This window comes from Loktanella sp. 3ANDIMAR09 (assembly GCF_001420005.1).
In the GTDB taxonomy this organism is placed as follows: Bacteria; Pseudomonadota; Alphaproteobacteria; order Rhodobacterales; family Rhodobacteraceae; genus Loktanella.
The window spans coordinates 72,360-91,933 of the sequence record NZ_LJAK01000007.1 but is presented as its reverse complement, the minus strand read 5'-3'; the positions used below and the strand labels follow the sequence as shown (position 1 = coordinate 91,933).

Below are 19,574 nucleotides of genomic sequence, written 5' to 3'. Positions count from 1 at the left end.
CCCTAGCGGCGCGGCACGGAATACAGGATGTAGCCGGGCACCTGTGCCACCGCTGACGCGCCCGTATCCAGCGCAAAGACGCCGATGTTTTCCATGTCGACGGGGCAGGCCACAAGGTCGGCTGCGTCGTCTAGAAACTGGTTCGTGAAGTCGTCCTCGCCCACGCGGCGACATTGATCGCCGTCAGCGCGGTAGCCATCGCCGAACAGGGGTGGGGTATAGGTCGGTGCGACCGTGCAGGCCGCGAGGAAAACAACAGGCATCAGGCGCAGCATGACGGGACCTTTCGTGATCTGGTCCCGTCATAGCACGTTTGCGTTGCCGCGTTAACCGCAGGCGTCAGCCTTGCAGGCTGCGCACCTCGATTTCGCCATTCGCACGTTCCTGCATTGCCATCACCGCAGCCTGTGCGGCGGCGGCAGTGGTGAAATACGGGATCTTGTCGTTCAGGGCCACGGCGCGGATATCGCGCGAATCCTCGACGGCCTGCGCCCCTTCGGTGGTGTTCAGCACCAGCGCGATTTCGCTGTCCTTGAGCTGATCGACGATGGTCCGGCCCCCCTCGTAGACCTTGTTCACGGTTTCCACGGTGATGCCCAGATCGGCCAGCCATTTCGCGGTGCCGCGGGTGGCCACGATGGACAGCCCAAGGTCGGTCAGGCCGCGTGCGGCCTCTGCCATGGCGTCCGTCTTGTCATCGTCGCGGATCGACACGAACACGCGGCCAGTCGTCGGCAGGTCGGTGCCCGCCCCCATCTGCGCCTTGAGGAACGCGCGGGCAAAGTTGCGGTCCCAGCCCATCACCTCGCCCGTGGACCGCATTTCCGGCCCCAGGATCGTGTCGACGCCGGGGAACCGCGCGAATGGCAGAACTGCCTCCTTGACGCTGAACCAAGGTGTTTTCGGATCAGCCAGCGTAAAGGCGTCGCCCAGCGGCAGCACATCCATCGGGTTGTCTGTTTCGGGGTAGGGCGCGCGCAGCGGGAAATTCGACAGCGGCTCGCCTGCCATCAGACGGGCGGCGATGGATGCAATGGCGCTGTCGGTCGCCTTGGCCACGAATGGCACGGTGCGGGACGCGCGGGGGTTCACCTCGATCAGGTAGACTTCTTCGTTCTTGACGGCGAACTGGATGTTCATCAGGCCGACGACGCGCAATTCCTTGGCCAGCAGGTCGGTCTGGCGGCGAATCTCGGTGATCATCGCGTCAGACAGCGAATGCGGCGGCAGCGAACAGGCACTGTCGCCGGAATGCACGCCGGCCTCTTCGATGTGCTGCATGATACCGGCTACATGGGTGTTTTCCCCGTCGCACAGGCAATCCACGTCCACCTCGACAGCACCCGACAGATAGCTGTCCAGCAGCACGGGACTGTCACCCGACACCACCACCGCGTCAGAGATATAGCGTTCCAGCTGTGCCTGATCGCGCACGATTTCCATCGCACGGCCACCCAGCACGTAGGACGGGCGGATCACCAGCGGGAACCCGATATCCGCGGCAATCGCAAAGGCCTGCTGGTCGGTGGACGCGATACCGTTCACCGGCTGTTTCAGCCCCAGACGGTTGACCAGATCCTGGAACCGCTCGCGGTCCTCGGCCAGATCGATCGCGTCAGGCGAGGTGCCGAGGATCGGAATGCCTGCCTCTTGCAGGGCATTTGCCAGTTTCAGCGGCGTCTGACCGCCAAACTGCACGATCACACCGTGCAGAACGCCGTTCTCCTGCTCGACCCGCAGGATTTCCATGACGTGCTCAAAGGTCAGCGGCTCGAAATACAACCGGTCCGAGGTATCGTAGTCGGTCGAAACCGTCTCGGGGTTACAGTTGATCATGATCGTCTCGTAGCCCTGATCGGTCAGGGCGAAACAGGCGTGACAGCAGCAATAATCGAACTCGATCCCCTGTCCGATCCGGTTGGGACCACCGCCCAGAATGACAACCTTCTTGCGGTCGGATGGACGCGCCTCGTCCTCGACCTCGCCCATCATCGGGGCCTCGTAGGTCGAATACATATACGGGGTCTGCGCCTCGAATTCGGCCGCACAGGTATCAATGCGTTTGAATACGGCGACGACACCGGCGTTGGTCCGCGCGCGCCGCACGTCTGCCTCTGACTGACCCGTCAGGGTCGCGAGACGCGCATCGGTAAAGCCCATCATCTTGAGCTTGCGCAGGCCAGTCTCATCCGAGGGCAGGCCGTTCGACTTGACCACCTCTTCGGCATCCACGATTTCGCGAATCCGGGCCAGGAACCAGGGGTCGAATTTGGTGACGGCGTGGATGTCGTCATCGCTCAGACCGTGGCGCATTGCCTGCGCGATCACGCGGATGCGGTCGGGGGTCTGGCGTGCCAGCGCCTTGGTGATGGCGGCAACGTCAGGGGCGCCGGGGATCGCGATGTCATCGAACCCGGTCAGCCCGGTTTCCATGCTGGCCAACGCCTTTTGGAAGGATTCGTGGATGGTGCGGCCAATCGCCATCGCCTCGCCCACGGATTTCATCGCCGTGGTCAGCAGCGGTTCAGAGCCTGCGAATTTCTCGAAGGCAAAGCGGGGGATTTTCGTCACGACATAGTCAATTGTCGGCTCGAATGACGCAGGGGTCACTCCGGTGATGTCGTTGTCCAGCTCGTCCAGCGTGTAACCCACGGCCAGTTTCGCCGCGATCTTCGCAATCGGGAAGCCCGTCGCCTTGGACGCAAGGGCCGAGGACCGCGAGACGCGCGGGTTCATTTCGATGACGACCATGCGGCCATCGTCGGGGTTCACGGCCCACTGCACGTTGGACCCGCCGGTTTCCACGCCGATTTCGCGCAGCACGTTGATGCTGTGCGTGCGCATGATCTGGTATTCCTTGTCGGTCAGCGTCAGGGCAGGGGCCACGGTGATGCTGTCGCCGGTGTGCACGCCCATCGGGTCCACGTTTTCGATGGCACAGACGATGATCGCGTTGTCGGCGGTGTCGCGCACCACCTCCATCTCGAATTCTTTCCAGCCCAGCAGGGATTCGTCGATCAGGATCTGCGCCATGGGTGACGCTTCCATGCCGGTGCGGCAGTAATGTTCGTATTGGTCACGGTTGTAGGCCACGCCCCCACCGGTGCCGCCAAGGGTAAAGGCAGGACGGATGATCGCAGGTAGACCCACGTATTCAATCGCGTCGATGGCCAGCTGCAGGCCGGCCTTGATGTCGAATTTGCCGTCGTCCTTTTTCGGCGCGGTCACGATCGTGGCCTTGGGGTTCTCGATCCCCAGCCGGTCCATCGCCTCGCGGAACAGCTTGCGGTCCTCGGCCATCTCGATGGCCTCACGCTTGGCCCCGATCAGTTCGACGTTGTATTTTTCCAGCACGCCCATGTCGGCCAGCGCCAGCGAGGTGTTCAGGCCCGTCTGTCCGCCCATCGTGGGCAGCAGCGCGTCGGGACGTTCCTTGGCGATGATCTTGGCCACGACCTCGGGGGTGATCGGCTCGATATAGGTGGCATCCGCAAGGCCGGGATCGGTCATGATCGTCGCAGGGTTCGAGTTCACGAGGATGACGCGGTAGCCCTCTTCGCGCAGCGCCTTGCAGGCCTGTGCGCCGGAATAGTCGAATTCGCAGGCCTGTCCGATGACAATGGGACCGGCCCCGATAATCATGATGGACTTGATATCATCGCGTTTTGGCATGGCGGCCCCCAAATTGCAGCAAATTGTCCGCGTTATAGAAGGGCGCGGGCAAGGTGCAAGGCCCGATGACCGGGAACCGATTTTTCGCGAAAAATCGGCACCTCCGGGCTGGCGTGATCGCCCAGACACGGCGCACGGGTGCCATGCTTGACTTATCGGGGTCAAAGGGGTGTATCGGGACAACCGTTTTTTGACCCAAGGACCCTGCCATGCATGCCTATCGCTCTCATACCTGCGCCGATCTGACGGCCGCGAATGTCGGTGACAAGGTCCGGCTGTCCGGCTGGGTCCACCGGGTCCGTGACCACGGCGGCATCCTGTTCATCGACCTGCGCGATACCTACGGCGTGACGCAGGTGCTGTGCGACCCCGATTCCGCGGCCTTTGCCGACGTGGAAAAGGTCCGCGCCGAATACTGCATCCGCATCGACGGCGAGGTAAAGGCCCGCGACCCCGAGCTGGTCAACCCCAAGCTGCCTACCGGCGAGATCGAAGTGTTTGTCCGCGACATCGAGGTGCTGGGTGCGGCCAGGGAACTGCCGTTGCAGGTCTTTGGCGATCAGGAATACCCCGAGGAAACCCGGCTGAAGTATCGCTACCTCGACCTGCGCCGCGAAGCGATGCAGCACAACATGAAACTGCGCACCGATGTCGTGCGGTCCATGCGCCAGCGCATGTGGGATCTGGGGTTCCGCGAATTCCAGACGCCGATCATCACCGCGTCCAGCCCCGAGGGCGCGCGCGATTTCCTTGTGCCCTCGCGCCTGCACCCGGGCAAGTTCTATGCGCTGCCACAGGCCCCGCAGCAGTTCAAACAGCTGATCATGGTGTCCGGCTACGACAAGTATTTCCAGATCGCGCCCTGTTTCCGCGACGAGGACCCGCGCGCCGACCGGTCGCCCACCGATTTCTACCAGCTCGATCTGGAAATGAGCTTTGTCGAACAGCAGGACGTGTTCGACACGATTCAGCCTGTCATCGGGGGCATTTTCGAAGAATTCGGCGGCGGCCGCAAAGTCGACCAGACGTGGGAACAGATCAGCTACCGCGACGCGGCCCTGTGGTACGGCACCGACAAGCCCGACCTGCGCAACCCGATCAAGATGCAGGTCGTCAGCGACCACTTCCGCGGTTCGGGCTTTGCGATCTTTGCCAAGCTGCTGGAACAGGACGGCACCGAAATCCGCGCCATTCCGGCCCCCGGTGGCGGCAGCCGCAAATTCTGCGACCGCATGAACGCCTTTGCCCAAAAAGAAGGTCTGCCCGGCATGGGCTATATCTTCTGGCGCGATCAGGGCGAGGGGATGGAGGCCGCCGGTCCGCTGGCCAAGAACATCGGACCGGAACGCACCGAGGCGATCCGCCAGCAGCTGGGTCTGGGTGTGGGTGATGCGGCGTTTTTCCTTGGTGGAAAACCTGCCGCATTCGAGGGGGTCGCAGGCCGTGCGCGCACCGAGATCGGTCAGGAACTGAAACTGATCGACACCGACCGCTTTGCCTTTGCCTGGATCGTCGATTTCCCGATCTACGAAAAGGACGAGGAAACCGGCCGCATCGATTTCGAGCATAACCCGTTTTCCATGCCGCAAGGTGGGATGGAGGCGCTGATGGGCGACCCGTTGCAGGTGCTGGGTTACCAGTATGACCTGGCCTGCAACGGCTATGAGCTGGTGTCCGGCGCGATCCGGAACCACCGCCCGGAAATCATGTTCAAGGCGTTCGAGATCGCAGGCTATGGCAAGGACGAGGTCGAGAAACGCTTTGGCGGCATGGTCAACGCGTTCCAATATGGCGCGCCGCCCCACGGTGGTTGTGCAGCCGGCATCGACCGGATCGTCATGCTGCTGGCCGACGAGGCGAACATCCGCGAGGTCATCATGTTCCCGATGAACCAGCGCGCAGAGGATCTGATGATGAACGCGCCCAGCCTGCCGCAGAACGAACAGCTGCGCGAGCTGCACTTGCGGACAATCCCCGCCGACAAATAATCGCGCGACCTGACAACGCAAAAGGCGCGCCCCGCAAGGGACGCGCCTTTTTCATTGCCACTGGCGCATCAGGCGCGGGGCAGGAGGTTCTTTTCGTAGAGAAAAACGCGCGATCCAGTCGGGACGCGCGGATAAAGGTCAATGACCTGTTCATTGGTCAGGCGGGCGCAGCCATTCGACACATCGGTGCGAATCGTGCTTGGCTTGTTCGTGCCGTGAATCCGCAGGAACGTGTCACCGATCCCCTGCTGGAACAGATACAGCGCCCGAGCGCCCAGCGGGTTGTCCGGGCCACCGGGCATGCCGTCGGCGTATTTCGCATAGGATTCGGGATCACGCTCGATCATGTCGGGCGTCGGGGTCCAGCTGGGCCATTCCTTTTTTGCACCTACGGTGAATTCGCCCGCCTCGTACAGCTCATCTCGGCCGACACCCACGTAATAGCGGATCGCTTCGGCGTCAGGCAGGGTCCAGTACAGCGAATAGACATCTGGAACCACATGGATTTCACCGGGGGGCAGTGGGTTGTCCAGCTGCACAACCTTGGGCGACATGTCGAATGCCGGCTCTGCGATGGCTTGCGTGTCTTCTTGGGCCTGCAACAGGGTCGGCAAGGTCAGCCCACCGGCCCCGATGGCGGCAGATGTCAGAAAGCGGCGGCGGTCAATCATCACAACGGTCCTTTGGTCGCGTCTTTGTATCACTATCTGGTGAATTTCGCACGGTCGCGCAAGGTTCCGCCAGTCACAAGCGCATGTGCGAATATTTCGGCATCCATCAAAATCGGTCTTTTGTCGTGCCGGACCCGCGCGAGTTTGAGGTGCATCACAGTGCGAAAAATGATAATCCGATCCCAAAGGATTTGCCGCGATGACCATTCCATTCGATCCGACACTTGCTGCCTTTCGCTTTGGCGTGGGGTTGGGGCCGTCCGCGCCCGGTCCTGCATCGGTGCAGGCCATGATCGCATCGCTGTCGGGGCCGGATCATGCCGCCGACCGCTATCCGATCGCAGGCATGAACGAGACCGATCCCTCGATGGCAGAGTTTCGTTTTGCGGCCGCCGCGCGGCGTGCGGCACGCGGAACGCCCGAAGAAGAGGAACTGCGCCAGAAGGAAGGTGCATTTCGACAGGCCATGAACGTGACCCGTCGCAATGATCACCTGCGGACAATTGCGCGCGCCGTGACCACCGATGACGGGCTGCGCGAACGCCTGACATTGTTCTGGGCGGACCATTTTGCCGTCCGGGCAAAAACCTTTGCCTTTCGGTCGATGATCACACCCTACGTCACCGATGCAATCCGACCCCATGTGGTGGGCCGGTTCCCGGATATGGTGTTGGCGGCCACGCTGCATCCGGTGATGCTGCACTACCTCGATCAATGGGTGTCCACCGGGCCAAACAGCACGGTCGGGCAAAGACGCGGGTTCGGCCTGAACGAAAACCTCGCACGTGAGTTGCTGGAACTGCACCTGTTCGGCGCCGATGGACCGTTCACCCAGCGGGATGTCACCGAACTGGCCGAACTTTTGACCGGCGTGACCTATGATTTCCGTCAGGGTTTTGCCTATCGCACCGATCGTGCCGAACCGGGGGCCGAGGTGGTGATGGGCCGCCGCTACAGTGCCGAGGCGGATTTGCAGACCGTGAAATCGGCACTGATCGATCTGGCAACCCGGCCCGAGGTGGCGGAGCACATCGCGTCCAAGCTGGTGGTCCATTTCGTGTCGGACCTGCCCGAACCGGCCCTTGTCGCGACCCTGGCAGGCGTTTTTCGCGAAACGGGCGGGGATCTTTTGGCGGTGACAGAGGCGATGCTGTCACATCCGGCGGCCTGGACACCGCGCCGGTCCAAGGTGCGCCGCCCCGATCTGTTCGTGATGGCCAGTCTGCGTGCCTTGGGGGTCGACGGTGATGGCATCCTGAACATGCGACCGGCGGATTACCGGGATTGGATGCTGCGGCCCTTGCAGGTCATGGGCCAGCCCTATCAGGCACCGTCTGGCCCGGACGGTTGGCCAGAGGACGCGGAAAGCTGGATCACGCCGCAGGGTCTGGCGGGGCGCATCAACTGGGCCATGGGGGCCCCACGTGTCATGTTGGACCCGCTGCCTGATCCACGTGATTTCGTGCAGACCGCCTTGGGTCCGGATGCCCCGGCCGAGGTCACTTTCGCGGCCAGCAGCGCCGAAACCCGGTCCGAAGGCATCGGCCTCGTGCTGACGTCACCCGCATTTCAAAGGATTTGAAGATGGATCGCCGTGCATTTCTGACGCGCAGTCTCGCCCTTGGCTGTTCTCTTGCGGCCAGTCCACTGGTGACGCCCGTGGCGCTTGCACAGGGGCCATGGGATGCGCGTCTGGTGGTGATCGTGCTGCGGGGCGGGCTGGATGGCCTTGATGTCATACGTCCCATCGGTGACACTGACCTTGCGCGCCTGCGCCCGCGGTTGATGGAAACCGCCGGTCTGGGGTTGAACGATGCCTGGGCCCTTCACCCCGGTTTGTCGGGCTTGCGTGCCTTGTGGGATGCGGGGCAGTTCGGGGCGCTGCACGCCACGTCGTCACCATATCGCGGACCGCGCAGTCATTTTGACGCGCAGGACGTGCTGGAGGCAGGGACATTTCCCGCCGGTGAAACGCGCAGCGGCTGGCTGAACCGGATGTTGGGCATTGTCCCCGGCATGACGGCCGAAACCGCCTATTCGGTGGGTCACGAACAGATGAAGATCCTGTCCGGGACCAACCCCTATCTGCAATGGTCGCCTCGGTCGGAACTGGACCTGTCACCGCAATCGCGACGTCTGCTGGACCTGATCCTGCATGACGATCCTATCTTTCGCGACGCGGCACTGCGGGCCGTCGACATTGCCGATACCCTGTTTACCGAGGCAACCGCCGACGCAGAGGAGGCGGGCGCAGACGGCGAGATGGGCATGATGATGGCACCGGCCCCCACGCGGGGACATGCAGGGGTCGCCGCTTTTGCCGCGCAGCGCCTGCGCGCCGAGACGCGGATCGCCAGTTTTTCGTTGCACGGCTGGGATACGCACAGCCGTCAGGACATCCAGTTGAACAGCGCGTTGGAAAATCTGACCGAAACGATCCTGACACTGCGGGACGGGCTGGGCCCGGTCTGGGAACAGACTGCGGTGCTGTGCATGACCGAATTCGGACGCACGGCGCACGAAAACGGAACATTGGGCACCGATCATGGCACGGGCGGTGCGATGCTGTTTGCGGGCGGGGCGCTGCGTGGCGGGCAGGTCCTGGGACGCTGGCCTGGATTGGCCGAGGCCGATCTGTTCGATCGGCGCGACCTGATGCCGACATCGGATGTGCGGGCCGCCGCCGGTCGTGTCATGCAGGACCTGTTCGGCCTGTCGCGCAGCGATATCGAAGACACGATCTTTCCGGGGTTGGACATGGCCGATGCGCCACGGCTGGCTGTCTGATCCGGTGGTTGAGCGTCCTGTCGGGCCGATCGTCGTGCAATGGCGGCCGCCTGCTGATCCGCCCGCTGACCTGACCCTGACGGGGCATCATGCGCATCTGCGCCCGCTGGATCCCGCGCGCGATACCGCCCCGTTGTTCGACCGCATCGGACCGCATCCCTGGCTGTTCGACTATTTGTTCGATGCATCGCCTGCGACGGTCGATGATTTTGGTGCGATCATGGCGGCTGCTTGTGCCTTGGACGGGCTGGCCCTTGCGATTTGCAGGGCAGGGGCCACCGATCCGCTGGGTTATGCTTGCCTGATGAACGTCGATACAGCCGCAGGCGCGATCGAAATCGGCAACGTCAACCTGTCGCCGGATGTGCAACGCACGCCCATCTCCACCGAAGCGTTCTTTCTTTTGTGCGACTGGGCCTTTGCTGTTGGTTATCGACGCATGGTCTGGAAATGCAACGCGCTGAACATGCCCTCGCGCCGGGCGGCACAGCGGCTGGGGTTCAGCTATGAGGGGACATTCCGTCAACATCTGATCGTCAAGGGACGCAATCGGGACACCGCCTGGTTCGCGATGACGGATGGGGATTGGACAGGTCTGCGCCCCGCCTATCTGGGTTGGTTGGCACCGGCAAATTTTGACGGGGCTGGCCAGCAACGAAGCAGTCTGGGGGCGTTGACGACACCCTGTCGCGTCGCATCCGATCCTGCGCTGGTGTCAGCGACCGGCCCCTAGAACCCTGACGCCGTTTTCAGGCGGGCTGTCACCATATCCATGAGGCTGTTCAGCGGCCCGTCTGATGGGTCCCCCTGCCGCCGGTCATGGATCAGACGATTGGCCATGCAGGCCAGGTCCGTATCGCCTGCGCTATCCGCGATCCCGACGAGAAACCCCGCAACGTAATCGAGCGTGTCACCGCCCTGATCCTGTTTCAGCACCTTGGCCGCGTATTCCAGGTCTTCGCGATAGGCGATCCGGTCGGGTGCGACCTGTTCCGCCGACAGAATCCGGGGTCCCTGTGGTTGGCGGTTGGCGGGCAGATGCGACAGGATTGCCTGTTGAAAATCCGACAGGCTGGCGATCGGTTTGGGCAGAAAACCGTCACCCCCTGCCGCGATGACGTCACCGCCCGTGTCCGGATCACCGGATGTGCCAAGGATCACATCGATCCGCGGCGTTGCCTGCGCCAATTGCCGGATCAGTGTCAGACCGGACCCGTCAGGCAGACCGACATCGACGATAATCGCCGTCGGTCGGTAGATCGACAGATGTTTCATCGCGCTGGTCAGACTGTCGGCCCGGCGCACGCGTGCGCCCGACCGCATGCACAGCATGCGCACCGCCTCGCAGGCAAAGCGACTGTCCTCGACGACCAGCAGTGTCATGCCCAACAGCGGCCGCAATGCGGTCGGCGGTCGCCGCACCATGAATTCATCGACGTTGTCCATGTCCCCACTCCTATGATCTGAACGTCTGCGGCCAGACAATCATCCCAAGGTGAAGGAGAGCTTAATGTCGCAGCGGAAAATCCGCCCTGCTCTTGGCAACGGGCTGCCCGGCCTGCATAACACTGGCGAAATGCAAGGGGAATGTGATGATCGGACGCTTGAACCACGTGGCCATCGCCGTGCCGGACCTTGACGCTGCCGCCGAACAATATCGCGGCGCGCTGGGGGCTGCGGTCGGTCCTGCAATTGATCAACCCGATCACGGTGTGACCGTGATCTTTGTCGAACTGCCGAATACGAAAATCGAATTCCTGCACCCGCTGGGCGCGGAATCCCCGATCCAGAACTTTCTGGACAAGAACCCGGCCGGCGGCATCCACCACATCTGCTACGAGGTCGACGACATCATCGCCGCCCGTGACAAGCTGGTGGCGACGGGCGCGCGCGTCCTTGGCAACGGTGAACCCAAGATCGGTGCCCACAACAAACCCGTCCTGTTCCTGCACCCCAAGGATTTCCAGGGCTGTCTCATCGAACTTGAAGAGGTCTGAACCATGAGCATCATTTCCGCCATCGTGCTGTTCGCCGTGATCTGGTGGATGACGCTGTTCATCGTGCTGCCCCTGCGCAACGTGACGCAAGGCGACACCAACGAGATCGAGCCGGGCACCCATGCCTCGGCTCCGGCCGAATTCAGTTTCAAGAAAAAGGCAAGGACGACGACCTTTTGGGCGATCGGTATTTACATCGTCGTCGCGGGGATCATCCTGTCGGGTGCAATTGAAGTGCGCGATTTCGACTGGTTCAACCGGATGGGCCCGCCAAGCCTGCGGTCCGAGTGATCCTGTGATACAAATGTGTGAACGTGGCAGCCCCGATGATCGGGACGAACAGGTTCACCAGCGGGATGGACAGCGGTAGCGCCATCAGGATTCCCGCGGCCCAGATCGTGCCCATATGCTGTTTGCGCAGGGCCTGCGCACCGGTGCGGCCCAGCCTGCGCATGGCTGCGACCTGAAAATACTCGCGGCCCAGCAGGTAGCCGTTCAGCCCGTAGAATATGAACGGCGCGGCAAACGGCAGCAGCACATATCCGATCAGCGCCACAAGGTTCGCACCCACCAGCACCCCCAGAAACCCGATGCTGTCGCGCAGCCCGTCGATGATCGACGTGGGGGCAACATGGGGCAGGTCTAAATAGTGGGCATCCTCGACCGCCTCTGCGACGGTATCCAGAAACAGCGATGTGATTGCGGATGCAATCGGGATCATCAGGAAAACCGATGCGATCAGGATTCCGAACAATGATCCCCAACCCAGCAGGTTGTCGATCCAGGTCACTTCGCCGATCCAGGGCAGGGACACGGGGTCAGACACAAACCAGCCGATCACACCCAGGATCAGCAGATAGGCGCCGACCAGCAGTGCCAACGTCAGACCGACACCCAGCCACAGCACGCGCTGGAACCGGGGGTCGGGCAATTGCGACAGCGCCTTGAAAAACGCCGTCAGGATCATGTAGCGACCCAGGTCGTGATCTGATCCAGATCGGGGCGCGGGCGGTCCGGCGGTGCCGAGGTTTCGGTGCCCAGGTGGATGATGCCTGCAACCCGTTCATCATGGTTCAGCCCAAGGTGGGTCTGCACGAATTCGGCGTCATGGCTGGCCCAGCCCGACAGCCAGTTGGTCCCCCAGCCAGCCGCAAGGCCTGCGTTCACCAGCGCAAGGCAGACACCGCCCACAGCGTAGGTCTGTTCGATGGTCGGCACCTTGTCCGAGTGTTTGGGGCTTTCGACGACGACGACGGCCAGGTTCGCATGGGCGAACTGGTCGCGCTGTTTCATCATCTTGTCCTCTGGGATGCCGGCCTGTGCGGCGGCGGCGGGAACGGCATCGGCCAGCCGTTGCAGGGCGGCGCGCTCCAACACGATGAACCGCCAGGGTTCCAGCTTGCCGTGATCGGGGCTGCGGGCCGCGGCAGTCAGGATTTCGGTCAACTGGTCGCGTGTGGGGACCGGTGTCGTCAATGTCTTGCTGGGGCGCGAGCGCCGCGTCAGCAGAAAATCCAGTGCGTGTTGATTGCGGTCGGGCATGGGGTATCCTCGTAACTGTTACGGCACAGATAAGCGTGCAGCAACAACGCGGCAACCATGCGATCGGCGCAGGCCCTGGTTTGGGTGTTGCCGGACCGGAGGGAAACCGACGGACCGGCTTAGGATTTGTCCGGTGCGGGTTTCAGGGCATAGGCCCCCTCTGGCAGATCAAGGGCCGCGAACAGGTCGCGGACCTGCCCCAATGACAGGGTGATCGTACGGTTTTCCCCCAAGCGGGGGTCGAACTGGCTGACCGTGACGCAATCGTCAAAGGTGTTGACGATCACATCCTCCTGGAACGGGGGACCTGCGTCATCCACCAGGGTGACCGTCGTCGCGTCAAAGTCGTGCTCAATGGTAAACATGCCCTGAACCTAGCGCGGTCCCGCGCGTGCGCCAAGGGCGGTTTGACGCAAGTGTCATTGACCGGGGGGTGGCGGTGTCCGGGCCGCGTGATACCTAAGGGAGGGTGCTCTGCAAATAGGGATGGGACGACGATGATGCGATGGATCTGCGCTGTGGTTGCCCTGTTGGTGCTGACCGCCTGTGCGGCCAACCCGCGCCCGACCGCCCCGGTGGCCGTGCCTTCGCCCGTCGTCATGTCGCCCCAGGCCGCCGCCGGATCGCGGCTGGTTGACCGGATGGACGCCGAGGCTGCGGTGCAGATGCTGGTTCAGGTCGTGGACCGCATTGAACCCGTCGCCGAGGCGGAATGCCGTGCCGCCGGGATCGAGCCGAACTGCGATTTCGAATTCGCCATCGACGCCAATCCGCGGTCACCGCCCAATGCCTTTCAGACGCTGGTGAATGGCAATCAGCCGCTGATCGCCTTTACCGGCACCCTGGTGGCCGAGGCGCGCAATGCGGACGAACTGGCGTTCATCCTGAGCCACGAGGCGGCGCATCACATCTTGGGTCACATCGCGCAGCAGCGACAGGCCGCATCCATCGGGGCCGCCGTCATGGGGCAGCTGGTCGGCCTGTCCGACGATCCACGCACGCGGCGCGAGGCAGCGGCCTTTGGCGCGGCCGTGGGCGCACGCACTTATTCGCAGCAGTTCGAATTGCAGGCCGATGCGCTGGGCACGGTCATTGCGGCGCGTGCGGGCTATGACCCGCTGCGGGGGGCTGAATTCTTCTTTCGGATACCTGATCCCGGCAACACGTTCCTGGGGACGCATCCGGCCAATGCCGACCGGGTCCGCGTGGTGACCGAGGCCGCAGGCGCGCTGGGGTTCTAGGTCAGCGCCACCGTGCTGATCGTGATTGCCGCGAAAAAACAGGCCGAGGCGGCGACGACGAACCCGTGCCAGATCGCGGTCGCAAACCGCAGGCTTTCGCGGCTGTAGAACAGCACGCCCACGGAATAAAGCGCGCCACCCGCCAGCATCAGCATCAGCGCCACACCGGGCACCAGCCCCATCAGGTCGCGGACCAGCAGGATGCCCAGCCAGCCCATCGCCAGATAGATCAGCGGGCCGAACCGGCCCGGTGTCGCCCAGAAAAACAGCTTGCGCACCACGCCCACCAGCCCGATCGCCCAGATCGCGGCCAGCACTGCATAGGCAAAGGGTGAATGCACCATCACCGCCAGCGGTGTCACCGTGCCCGCAATCATCACATAGATCGCGGCATGGTCGATGCGCCGCAGGGTCGGACGGACCCGGTGCCAGGGCGTCATGTGATAGAGGCTGGACGCGAGGAACGTCGCCACCAGGCCGAACCCGTAGACCGACAGTGCCGCGATGGTGCCACCGCTGGTATTCAACGCAGCCCAGATGACCAGCAGCGCACCACCGATCACGGCAAAGGCCGTGCCGAGCGTGTGGACAGCCCAGTCGGCGCGCCGGGCAGAGGGGTCCTGGGTCGGGTAGGTCTGGATCATGTCCCGACCATAAACGCTTTGCCCTACGACCATAGTATGACGCTGGGTCACGAATGTCGTTCGGCCCCCCCTGTCAGCAGGGGACCGCACAGGTTAGACAGAGGCATGCGGATCATCGACAAAGCACTCAGCGACCGTGGGTCGACCTATGCTGTCTCTGGCGGGCCGGTGGATAGCGCGGACGCGGCCAAGGCGTTCGTCAAGACATTGTGCCGGAACAAGAAATTCGCCAAGGCCACGCATAACACCTGGGCCGTGCTGCTACCTGACGGTCCGCTGAAAAACGACGACGGCGAATCCGGTGCCGGGATGGTCATTCTGCGGATGCTGGAGCGCGAAGGCCTGACCGGCCACATCATTGTCGTCACCCGCTGGTTCGGCGGCACAAAACTCGGCGGAGACCGCTTTCGCCGCGTCCAGGACGCGGTGCGTGTGTATCTGGACGATCTGGGAGCAGGGTAGGGTAAAAGCTGCCAAGACTGCGCTGACCTCACCCTTGATGCGAACAAGAGGGCAACGCTCGGACCTCGGGGCGGGTGCGAAGCGCCCTCCCCTGGGGGGAGGTCCGGGCGCTGCCCGGCGATGCCGGGCGGGACGTCAAGGCATCGTCACGACCCTGGGTCATGCCGGTGCCACATGTTGAGATCCACTCACTTCAACCGAGGCAAGTTCTCTGTCGACCTTCATCAAAGTAGGCGGCAATAATGTAGCGAGCCACGGAGTCCGGTCCGCCTGGTTTGTGGCTCCTCGCTCTTGGGTGAACGGTCTACTCGGCCAGAATGGCCCCCCACAAATCATACTCTCCCGCCTCGTCTACGGTGACCTTGACCACGTCACCGACCGACAACCCTTCGGTGCCCTCGTCGATGAACAGGTTGCCGTCGATTTCGGGTGCATCGGCCCAGGTGCGGCAGGTGGCGATGCCGTCGCTGTCGATGTCATCGACGATGACCTCCAGCACTTTTCCAACCTTGGCCTGTAGTTTCGCCTCGGATATTGCTTGCGCTTTTGCCATAAACCGATCCCAGCGGTCCTGCTTGACCTCGGGCGCGACATGGTCGGGCAGGGCGTTGGACCGGGCGCCGGCGACGTTTTCGTATTGAAAACACCCCACGCGGTCCAGTTGCGCCTCGTCCATCCAATCCAGCAGATGCTGGAATTCAGCCTCGGTTTCGCCCGGATACCCCACGATAAAGGTCGAACGCAGCGTGATGTCAGGGCAGATCGCGCGCCAGGCGGTGATTTCCTCCAGCGTCTTGGACCCGGCGGCGGGGCGGGCCATGCGGCGCAGCACGTCGGGGTGGGAATGCTGGAACGGAATATCCAGATAGGGCAGCACGCCAGACGCAGGGTCAGCCATCAGCGGGATCATGTCGCGCACATGCGGATAGGGATAGACGTAATGCAGCCGCACCCACGCCCCCAGCGTGCCCAGTTCCCGCGCCAGATCGGTGATGTGGCTCCGCACCTCGCCACCCTTCCACGGGTTCAGGTCGTACTTGCGGTCCAACCCGTAGGCGCTGGTGTCCTGAGAGATCACCAGCAGTTCACGCACCCCGGCCTCGACCAGTTTTTCGGCCTCGCGCAGCACGGCGTGGGCCGGACGTGACGCCAGTTTGCCGCGCATGTCGGGGATGATGCAGAACTTGCACTTGTGATTGCAGCCCTCGGAAATCTTGAGATAGCTGTAATGCCGTGGCGTCAGCGACACGCCGCGTGCGGGCAACAGGTCCACGAATGGATCGGGCGATGGCGGCACGGCGGTATGGACCGCATCCAGCACCTGTTCGTATTGGTGCGGCCCCGTCACGGCGAGGATGCTGGGGTGATGTTCGCGGATGTAATCCGGCTCTGCTCCCAGGCAGCCCGTCACGATGACCCGGCCGTTTTCGACCAATGCCTCGCCGATGGCCTCCAGGCTTTCGGCCTTGGCGCTGTCCAGAAAACCGCAGGTGTTCACGATCACCGCCTCGGCCCCTGCATAATCCGACGAAATGGCGTAGCCTTCGGCGCGCAGACGCGTCAGGATGCGTTCACTGTCGACCAGCGCCTTGGGACAGCCCAGCGACACCATCCCGATCACGGGTTGGCCGGGGCGGCGGGTTTCTGTCACGCGGGCACGTGCGAGGTCGGGGCGGAGTTCTGGCGGGTTTTGTGTCATGGCGCGGCTATACGCCTGTCGGGCCAATGCGAAAAGGGGGCGCGGTGCCGGCAATGGTTTTTCCCACTGGACGGAGCCAAACCGCCGCGAGATGCGTTGGTGCGTCAGATTGGCGCAATGAAAAGGCTGAAACATGATTTCGATACTGCTGTGGGGCCTGACCGGGTTCGTCATCGTGATGACCATCGTGCCATTGCTGCGGATTTCGCACGGGTTCGTCCGGTCGGCCGATTTCCCGCGCCAGCAAGTGCTGATGCTGCTCTTGGTTCTGATCCCCCTCGCGATCTGGTTGCAACCAGAGGGGGCGATGTGGATGATTGCGGCGCTTGTGCTGTGCGGCCTGAACCAGGGGTTCTACATCGGGCGCTATCTGCCGATCTGGCACACCCAATCGACGCGACCGGCCGTTCATGAGGCGATCGAACCGGGGCACACCATCAGCCTGATCGCCGCGAACGTCAAAAAATCGAACCGTGACTACGACCGGCTGATACAGCTGGTCCGCACGCACGAGCCGGATATCGTGACAGCACTGGAAACCGATGCAGACTGGATCGAAGGCCTGTCCCCATTGGCCGACAGATACCCGCACGTCATGTCGCAACCCTATGACAACGGGTACGGCATGGCCATTTTCAGCAAATACGCCCTGGAGGAAGCTGCATTCCGCAACCTGGTCGTGGACGAGGTGCCGTCACTGCGCGCGCGCGTCACGCTGCCATCCGGGCAGGCTTTCCGCCTCTATGTCACGCATCCCGAACCGCCCGTGCCATATCAATCGACCGAAGGACGTGACGCGGAACTGGGTGCCATCGGGATCGAGGTCAGCGACGATCCGCTGCCTGCCATCGTGACAGGTGACATGAATGACGTGGCCTGGTCGATCACGACCAAACGGTTTCAGAACGTGTCCGGCCTGCTGGACCCGCGCGTGGGGCGCGGTTTCTACAACACGTTCTCGGCGCGCATGCCACTGATGCGCTGGCCGCTGGACCACCTGTTCCACGACGCACGATTTCGCCTGATCGACATGAAACGGTTGCCTGATATCAACTCCGACCACTTTCCGATGTATTTCAAGCTGCTGTTGACTCCGCAGGAAGCCGCCGAAAGCCGCCCCGAAGATGCGACATCCGAAGAGTTGAACGAGGTCGAGGAGATGGTCGACAGGGAACGCAGGTCCGACCGCGAAGCGATCGGCAGCAATTGGGAAGACGAGGACTAGGTGCGCTTTTCCTGCATCTTGCGGACGTTCGACATGACCGCACGCAGTGGCAGCTGGGGCAGGACCCAATTCAGCGCAAACGACAGCTTGGGTTCGTTGATGACGTGCAACTTGCCGGCCAACATTGCGTCGTAGCCAAATTTTGCGACCTCTGCGGCGCTGGCCCCTCCGCCGCTGACCAGACCGGTGCCGCCCAGATCGGCGGCATCGGCAAACCCGGTTTCCACATAGCCCGGTGCCAGAACGGTTACCGTGACGCCCTTGCGGCGCAGTTCCTCGGCCAGCGCCAGCGAATAGCTGCGCACGAAAGCTTTTGTTGCGAAATAGACCGCCTGTAGCGGGCCGGGGATCATGCCTGCGGTGGACCCCACGTTCAGAATGCGCCCTTTGCCGCGCGCGGCCATACCGGAGCCGATGGCATGGCTCAGGGTCATCAGCGCCTTGACGTTGAGGTCGATCATCGCGTGCTCTGCTGCCAGATCACGTTCGATATGCATGCCGTGTCCGCCAAAGCCTGCGTTGTTGATCAGCACATCCACTGTGGCGTCACCAATCTGTGACAGCAGCGCCTGTGCGCCACCATCGGCCCCCAGATCAACCGGGATCACCTGCACGCTGACCGCATGGGCCTGTTCCAGCTCGGCCTTCAGGGCCGCCAGCTTGTCCGCACTGCGGGCCGTGATGATCAGATCGCCGCCTTTGCTGGCGTGATACCGGGCAAATTCCATTCCAATACCAGAAGAGGCACCGGTGATCAGTGCAAGGTTCGGCATGTGCTGTCCTTTCGCGTCTGCGGGCTGTCGCTAGCCTGTCAGATATATGCTGCGCTGCGGAAAAACCTAGGTTTCGCCGACCTCAAGTGTGCGCAAAATGAAAAAGGGCCGCGCAGGATCTCTCCGGCACGGCCCTCGGTTACTTTGCCGATTGGCTTAGCGACGGCGATCGCGGCGCGACGACATGGGCTGGAACGCAACGCCGACATGGGCCTCGCAATAGGGTTTGCCCGCTTGCGATGGCAGGCCGCAGAACCAGAAATCCTGCGTTGCAGGGTCACCCACGGGCCATTTGCAGGTCTTTTCGGTCAGATCCATCAGTCCGATCTTGCGCGCGGTCTTTTCGACCTCGTTGACCTTTGCCAGTGCTTCCGGCGAAATTTCATTGGCGCTGGGCTGCGGCGGCAGCGGCTGGCCTGCGGGAATGATCGCACGGCGCGCGGCGGAAATCGGGATACCGTTTTCGTCCAGCTCCTCGACCTCTTCTTCACCGGCGACCTTTTTGGCCTTGGGGGGCGGTGCAGCCGATCTGGTCATCATCTCGGGTTTTTCGTCCGCCGCAGATGTTTCTGCAACGGGTGCCGGTGCGGCTTCGGTTTCGGCGGGTGCGGCAGCGGCAGACCCCGCGCGGTTCGACAGGCCCAGACGGTGGACCTTGCCGATCACGGCGTTGCGGGTCACGCCACCCAATTCCTTGGCGATCACGCTGGCTGACTGGCCTTCGCCCCACATCCGTTTCAGCGTCTCGACACGTTCGTCTGTCCAGGACATCGGCTTTCCTTGCTTCACTGCATGCGGCAGGCGCGGTCGCATGACCGGCCTGCGCTCTTTTTCAGGTTATCCCTATTCTAAGCATGCCAGCGGCGGATACAA

General features: G+C 62.8%; 20 protein-coding genes. 9 read left to right on the top strand and 11 right to left on the bottom strand.

What is annotated here, in order from left to right:
• Positions 1 to 2 precede the first annotated feature (2 nt).
• Positions 3 to 275 carry a hypothetical protein gene (locus AN189_RS11900; RefSeq protein WP_056036069.1) on the bottom strand — a complete coding sequence of 91 codons (273 nt, stop codon included), beginning with the start codon at positions 273 to 275 and terminating at the stop codon, positions 3 to 5.
• A 64-nt stretch (positions 276 to 339) separates the two neighbouring features.
• A complete protein-coding gene (gene carB, locus AN189_RS11895) occupies positions 340 to 3,672 on the bottom strand; it encodes a carbamoyl-phosphate synthase large subunit (protein ID WP_056036066.1) in 3,333 nt (1,110 codons plus the stop codon).
• Between the two features lie 209 nt (positions 3,673 to 3,881).
• Here carB and aspS point away from each other — a divergent pair, with 209 nt between their 5' ends.
• Positions 3,882 to 5,660, top strand: coding sequence for an aspartate--tRNA ligase (gene aspS / locus AN189_RS11890; RefSeq protein WP_056036064.1), 1,779 nt, complete (start codon positions 3,882 to 3,884; stop codon positions 5,658 to 5,660).
• A 68-nt stretch (positions 5,661 to 5,728) separates the two neighbouring features.
• Here the strand turns inward: aspS and AN189_RS11885 are convergent, their stop codons facing one another.
• A complete protein-coding gene (locus tag AN189_RS11885) occupies positions 5,729 to 6,331 on the bottom strand; it encodes a L,D-transpeptidase (protein WP_056036061.1) in 603 nt (200 codons plus the stop codon).
• Positions 6,332 to 6,530: 199 nt separating this feature from the next.
• Between AN189_RS11885 and AN189_RS11880 the strand changes: the two genes are divergently transcribed.
• From AN189_RS11880 to AN189_RS11870, 3 genes are read left to right on the top strand one after another with little or no spacing between them, the layout of a single operon-like run.
• Positions 6,531 to 7,913 carry a DUF1800 family protein gene (locus AN189_RS11880; RefSeq protein WP_056036058.1) on the top strand — a complete coding sequence of 461 codons (1,383 nt, stop codon included), beginning with the start codon at positions 6,531 to 6,533 and terminating at the stop codon, positions 7,911 to 7,913.
• A 2-nt stretch (positions 7,914 to 7,915) separates the two neighbouring features.
• Entirely contained in the window at positions 7,916 to 9,118 is a 1,203-nt protein-coding gene (locus tag AN189_RS11875) for a DUF1501 domain-containing protein (protein ID WP_056036055.1), read from the top strand.
• The gene (locus tag AN189_RS11870) at positions 9,096 to 9,851 is read left to right on the top strand and encodes a GNAT family N-acetyltransferase (protein ID WP_056036052.1); all 756 of its coding nucleotides are present in this window, start codon (positions 9,096 to 9,098) and stop codon (positions 9,849 to 9,851) included. Before AN189_RS11875 ends, AN189_RS11870 begins: the two co-directional genes overlap by 23 nt.
• Here AN189_RS11870 and AN189_RS11865 read toward each other — a convergent pair.
• Entirely contained in the window at positions 9,848 to 10,564 is a 717-nt protein-coding gene (locus AN189_RS11865; RefSeq protein WP_056036049.1) for a response regulator, read from the bottom strand. The two genes, AN189_RS11870 and AN189_RS11865, sit on opposite strands and share 4 nt — an antisense overlap.
• A gap of 146 nt (positions 10,565 to 10,710) precedes the next feature.
• Between AN189_RS11865 and mce the strand changes: the two genes are divergently transcribed.
• Both mce and AN189_RS11855 read left to right on the top strand, forming a co-directional pair.
• The gene (gene mce / locus AN189_RS11860; RefSeq protein WP_056036046.1) at positions 10,711 to 11,115 is read left to right on the top strand and encodes a methylmalonyl-CoA epimerase; all 405 of its coding nucleotides are present in this window, start codon (positions 10,711 to 10,713) and stop codon (positions 11,113 to 11,115) included.
• A gap of 3 nt (positions 11,116 to 11,118) precedes the next feature.
• Positions 11,119 to 11,406 carry a DUF1467 family protein gene (locus AN189_RS11855; protein WP_056036043.1) on the top strand — a complete coding sequence of 96 codons (288 nt, stop codon included), beginning with the start codon at positions 11,119 to 11,121 and terminating at the stop codon, positions 11,404 to 11,406.
• Here the strand turns inward: AN189_RS11855 and AN189_RS11850 are convergent.
• The 3 genes from AN189_RS11850 to AN189_RS11840 form a co-directional block, all read right to left on the bottom strand.
• Positions 11,369 to 12,082, bottom strand: a complete 714-nt coding sequence (locus AN189_RS11850) for an EI24 domain-containing protein (RefSeq protein ID WP_056036040.1) — start codon at positions 12,080 to 12,082, stop codon at positions 11,369 to 11,371. The two genes, AN189_RS11855 and AN189_RS11850, sit on opposite strands and share 38 nt — an antisense overlap.
• A complete protein-coding gene (locus AN189_RS11845; protein WP_056036037.1) occupies positions 12,079 to 12,657 on the bottom strand; it encodes a nitroreductase in 579 nt (192 codons plus the stop codon). Before AN189_RS11845 ends, AN189_RS11850 begins: the two co-directional genes overlap by 4 nt.
• Before the next feature lie 119 nt (positions 12,658 to 12,776).
• Positions 12,777 to 13,022 carry a hypothetical protein gene (locus tag AN189_RS11840; protein ID WP_056036034.1) on the bottom strand — a complete coding sequence of 82 codons (246 nt, stop codon included), beginning with the start codon at positions 13,020 to 13,022 and terminating at the stop codon, positions 12,777 to 12,779.
• Between the two features lie 132 nt (positions 13,023 to 13,154).
• On the opposite strand from AN189_RS11840, the gene AN189_RS11835 reads away from it, so the two are divergent.
• Positions 13,155 to 13,898 (top strand): M48 family metalloprotease, encoded by a 744-nt coding sequence (locus tag AN189_RS11835; RefSeq protein WP_367379440.1) that lies wholly within the window; start codon positions 13,155 to 13,157, stop codon positions 13,896 to 13,898.
• Here the strand turns inward: AN189_RS11835 and AN189_RS11830 are convergent.
• Positions 13,895 to 14,542: a hemolysin III family protein gene (locus AN189_RS11830; protein ID WP_056036032.1), complete on the bottom strand. Its 648-nt coding sequence runs from the start codon at positions 14,540 to 14,542 to the stop codon at positions 13,895 to 13,897. The genes AN189_RS11835 and AN189_RS11830 overlap by 4 nt on opposite strands.
• A gap of 105 nt (positions 14,543 to 14,647) precedes the next feature.
• Here AN189_RS11830 and AN189_RS11825 point away from each other — a divergent pair, with 105 nt between their 5' ends.
• Positions 14,648 to 15,004 carry a YigZ family protein gene (locus AN189_RS11825; protein WP_056036030.1) on the top strand — a complete coding sequence of 119 codons (357 nt, stop codon included), beginning with the start codon at positions 14,648 to 14,650 and terminating at the stop codon, positions 15,002 to 15,004.
• A 304-nt stretch (positions 15,005 to 15,308) separates the two neighbouring features.
• Here AN189_RS11825 and rimO read toward each other — a convergent pair whose 3' ends face one another.
• Positions 15,309 to 16,703 (bottom strand): 30S ribosomal protein S12 methylthiotransferase RimO, encoded by a 1,395-nt coding sequence (gene rimO / locus AN189_RS11820; protein ID WP_056036295.1) that lies wholly within the window; start codon positions 16,701 to 16,703, stop codon positions 15,309 to 15,311.
• Between the two features lie 133 nt (positions 16,704 to 16,836).
• Here rimO and AN189_RS11815 point away from each other — a divergent pair, with 133 nt between their 5' ends.
• Positions 16,837 to 17,928, top strand: a complete 1,092-nt coding sequence (locus AN189_RS11815) for an endonuclease/exonuclease/phosphatase family protein (protein ID WP_056036026.1) — start codon at positions 16,837 to 16,839, stop codon at positions 17,926 to 17,928.
• On the opposite strand, the gene AN189_RS11810 is transcribed toward AN189_RS11815, so the two are convergent.
• Together AN189_RS11810 and AN189_RS11805 are read right to left on the bottom strand one after the other, a co-directional pair.
• A complete protein-coding gene (locus AN189_RS11810; RefSeq protein ID WP_056036024.1) occupies positions 17,925 to 18,701 on the bottom strand; it encodes an SDR family oxidoreductase in 777 nt (258 codons plus the stop codon). The genes AN189_RS11815 and AN189_RS11810 overlap by 4 nt on opposite strands.
• Before the next feature lie 156 nt (positions 18,702 to 18,857).
• Positions 18,858 to 19,472 carry a GcrA family cell cycle regulator gene (locus AN189_RS11805; RefSeq protein ID WP_056036022.1) on the bottom strand — a complete coding sequence of 205 codons (615 nt, stop codon included), beginning with the start codon at positions 19,470 to 19,472 and terminating at the stop codon, positions 18,858 to 18,860.
• Positions 19,473 to 19,574: the final 102 nt, after the last annotated feature.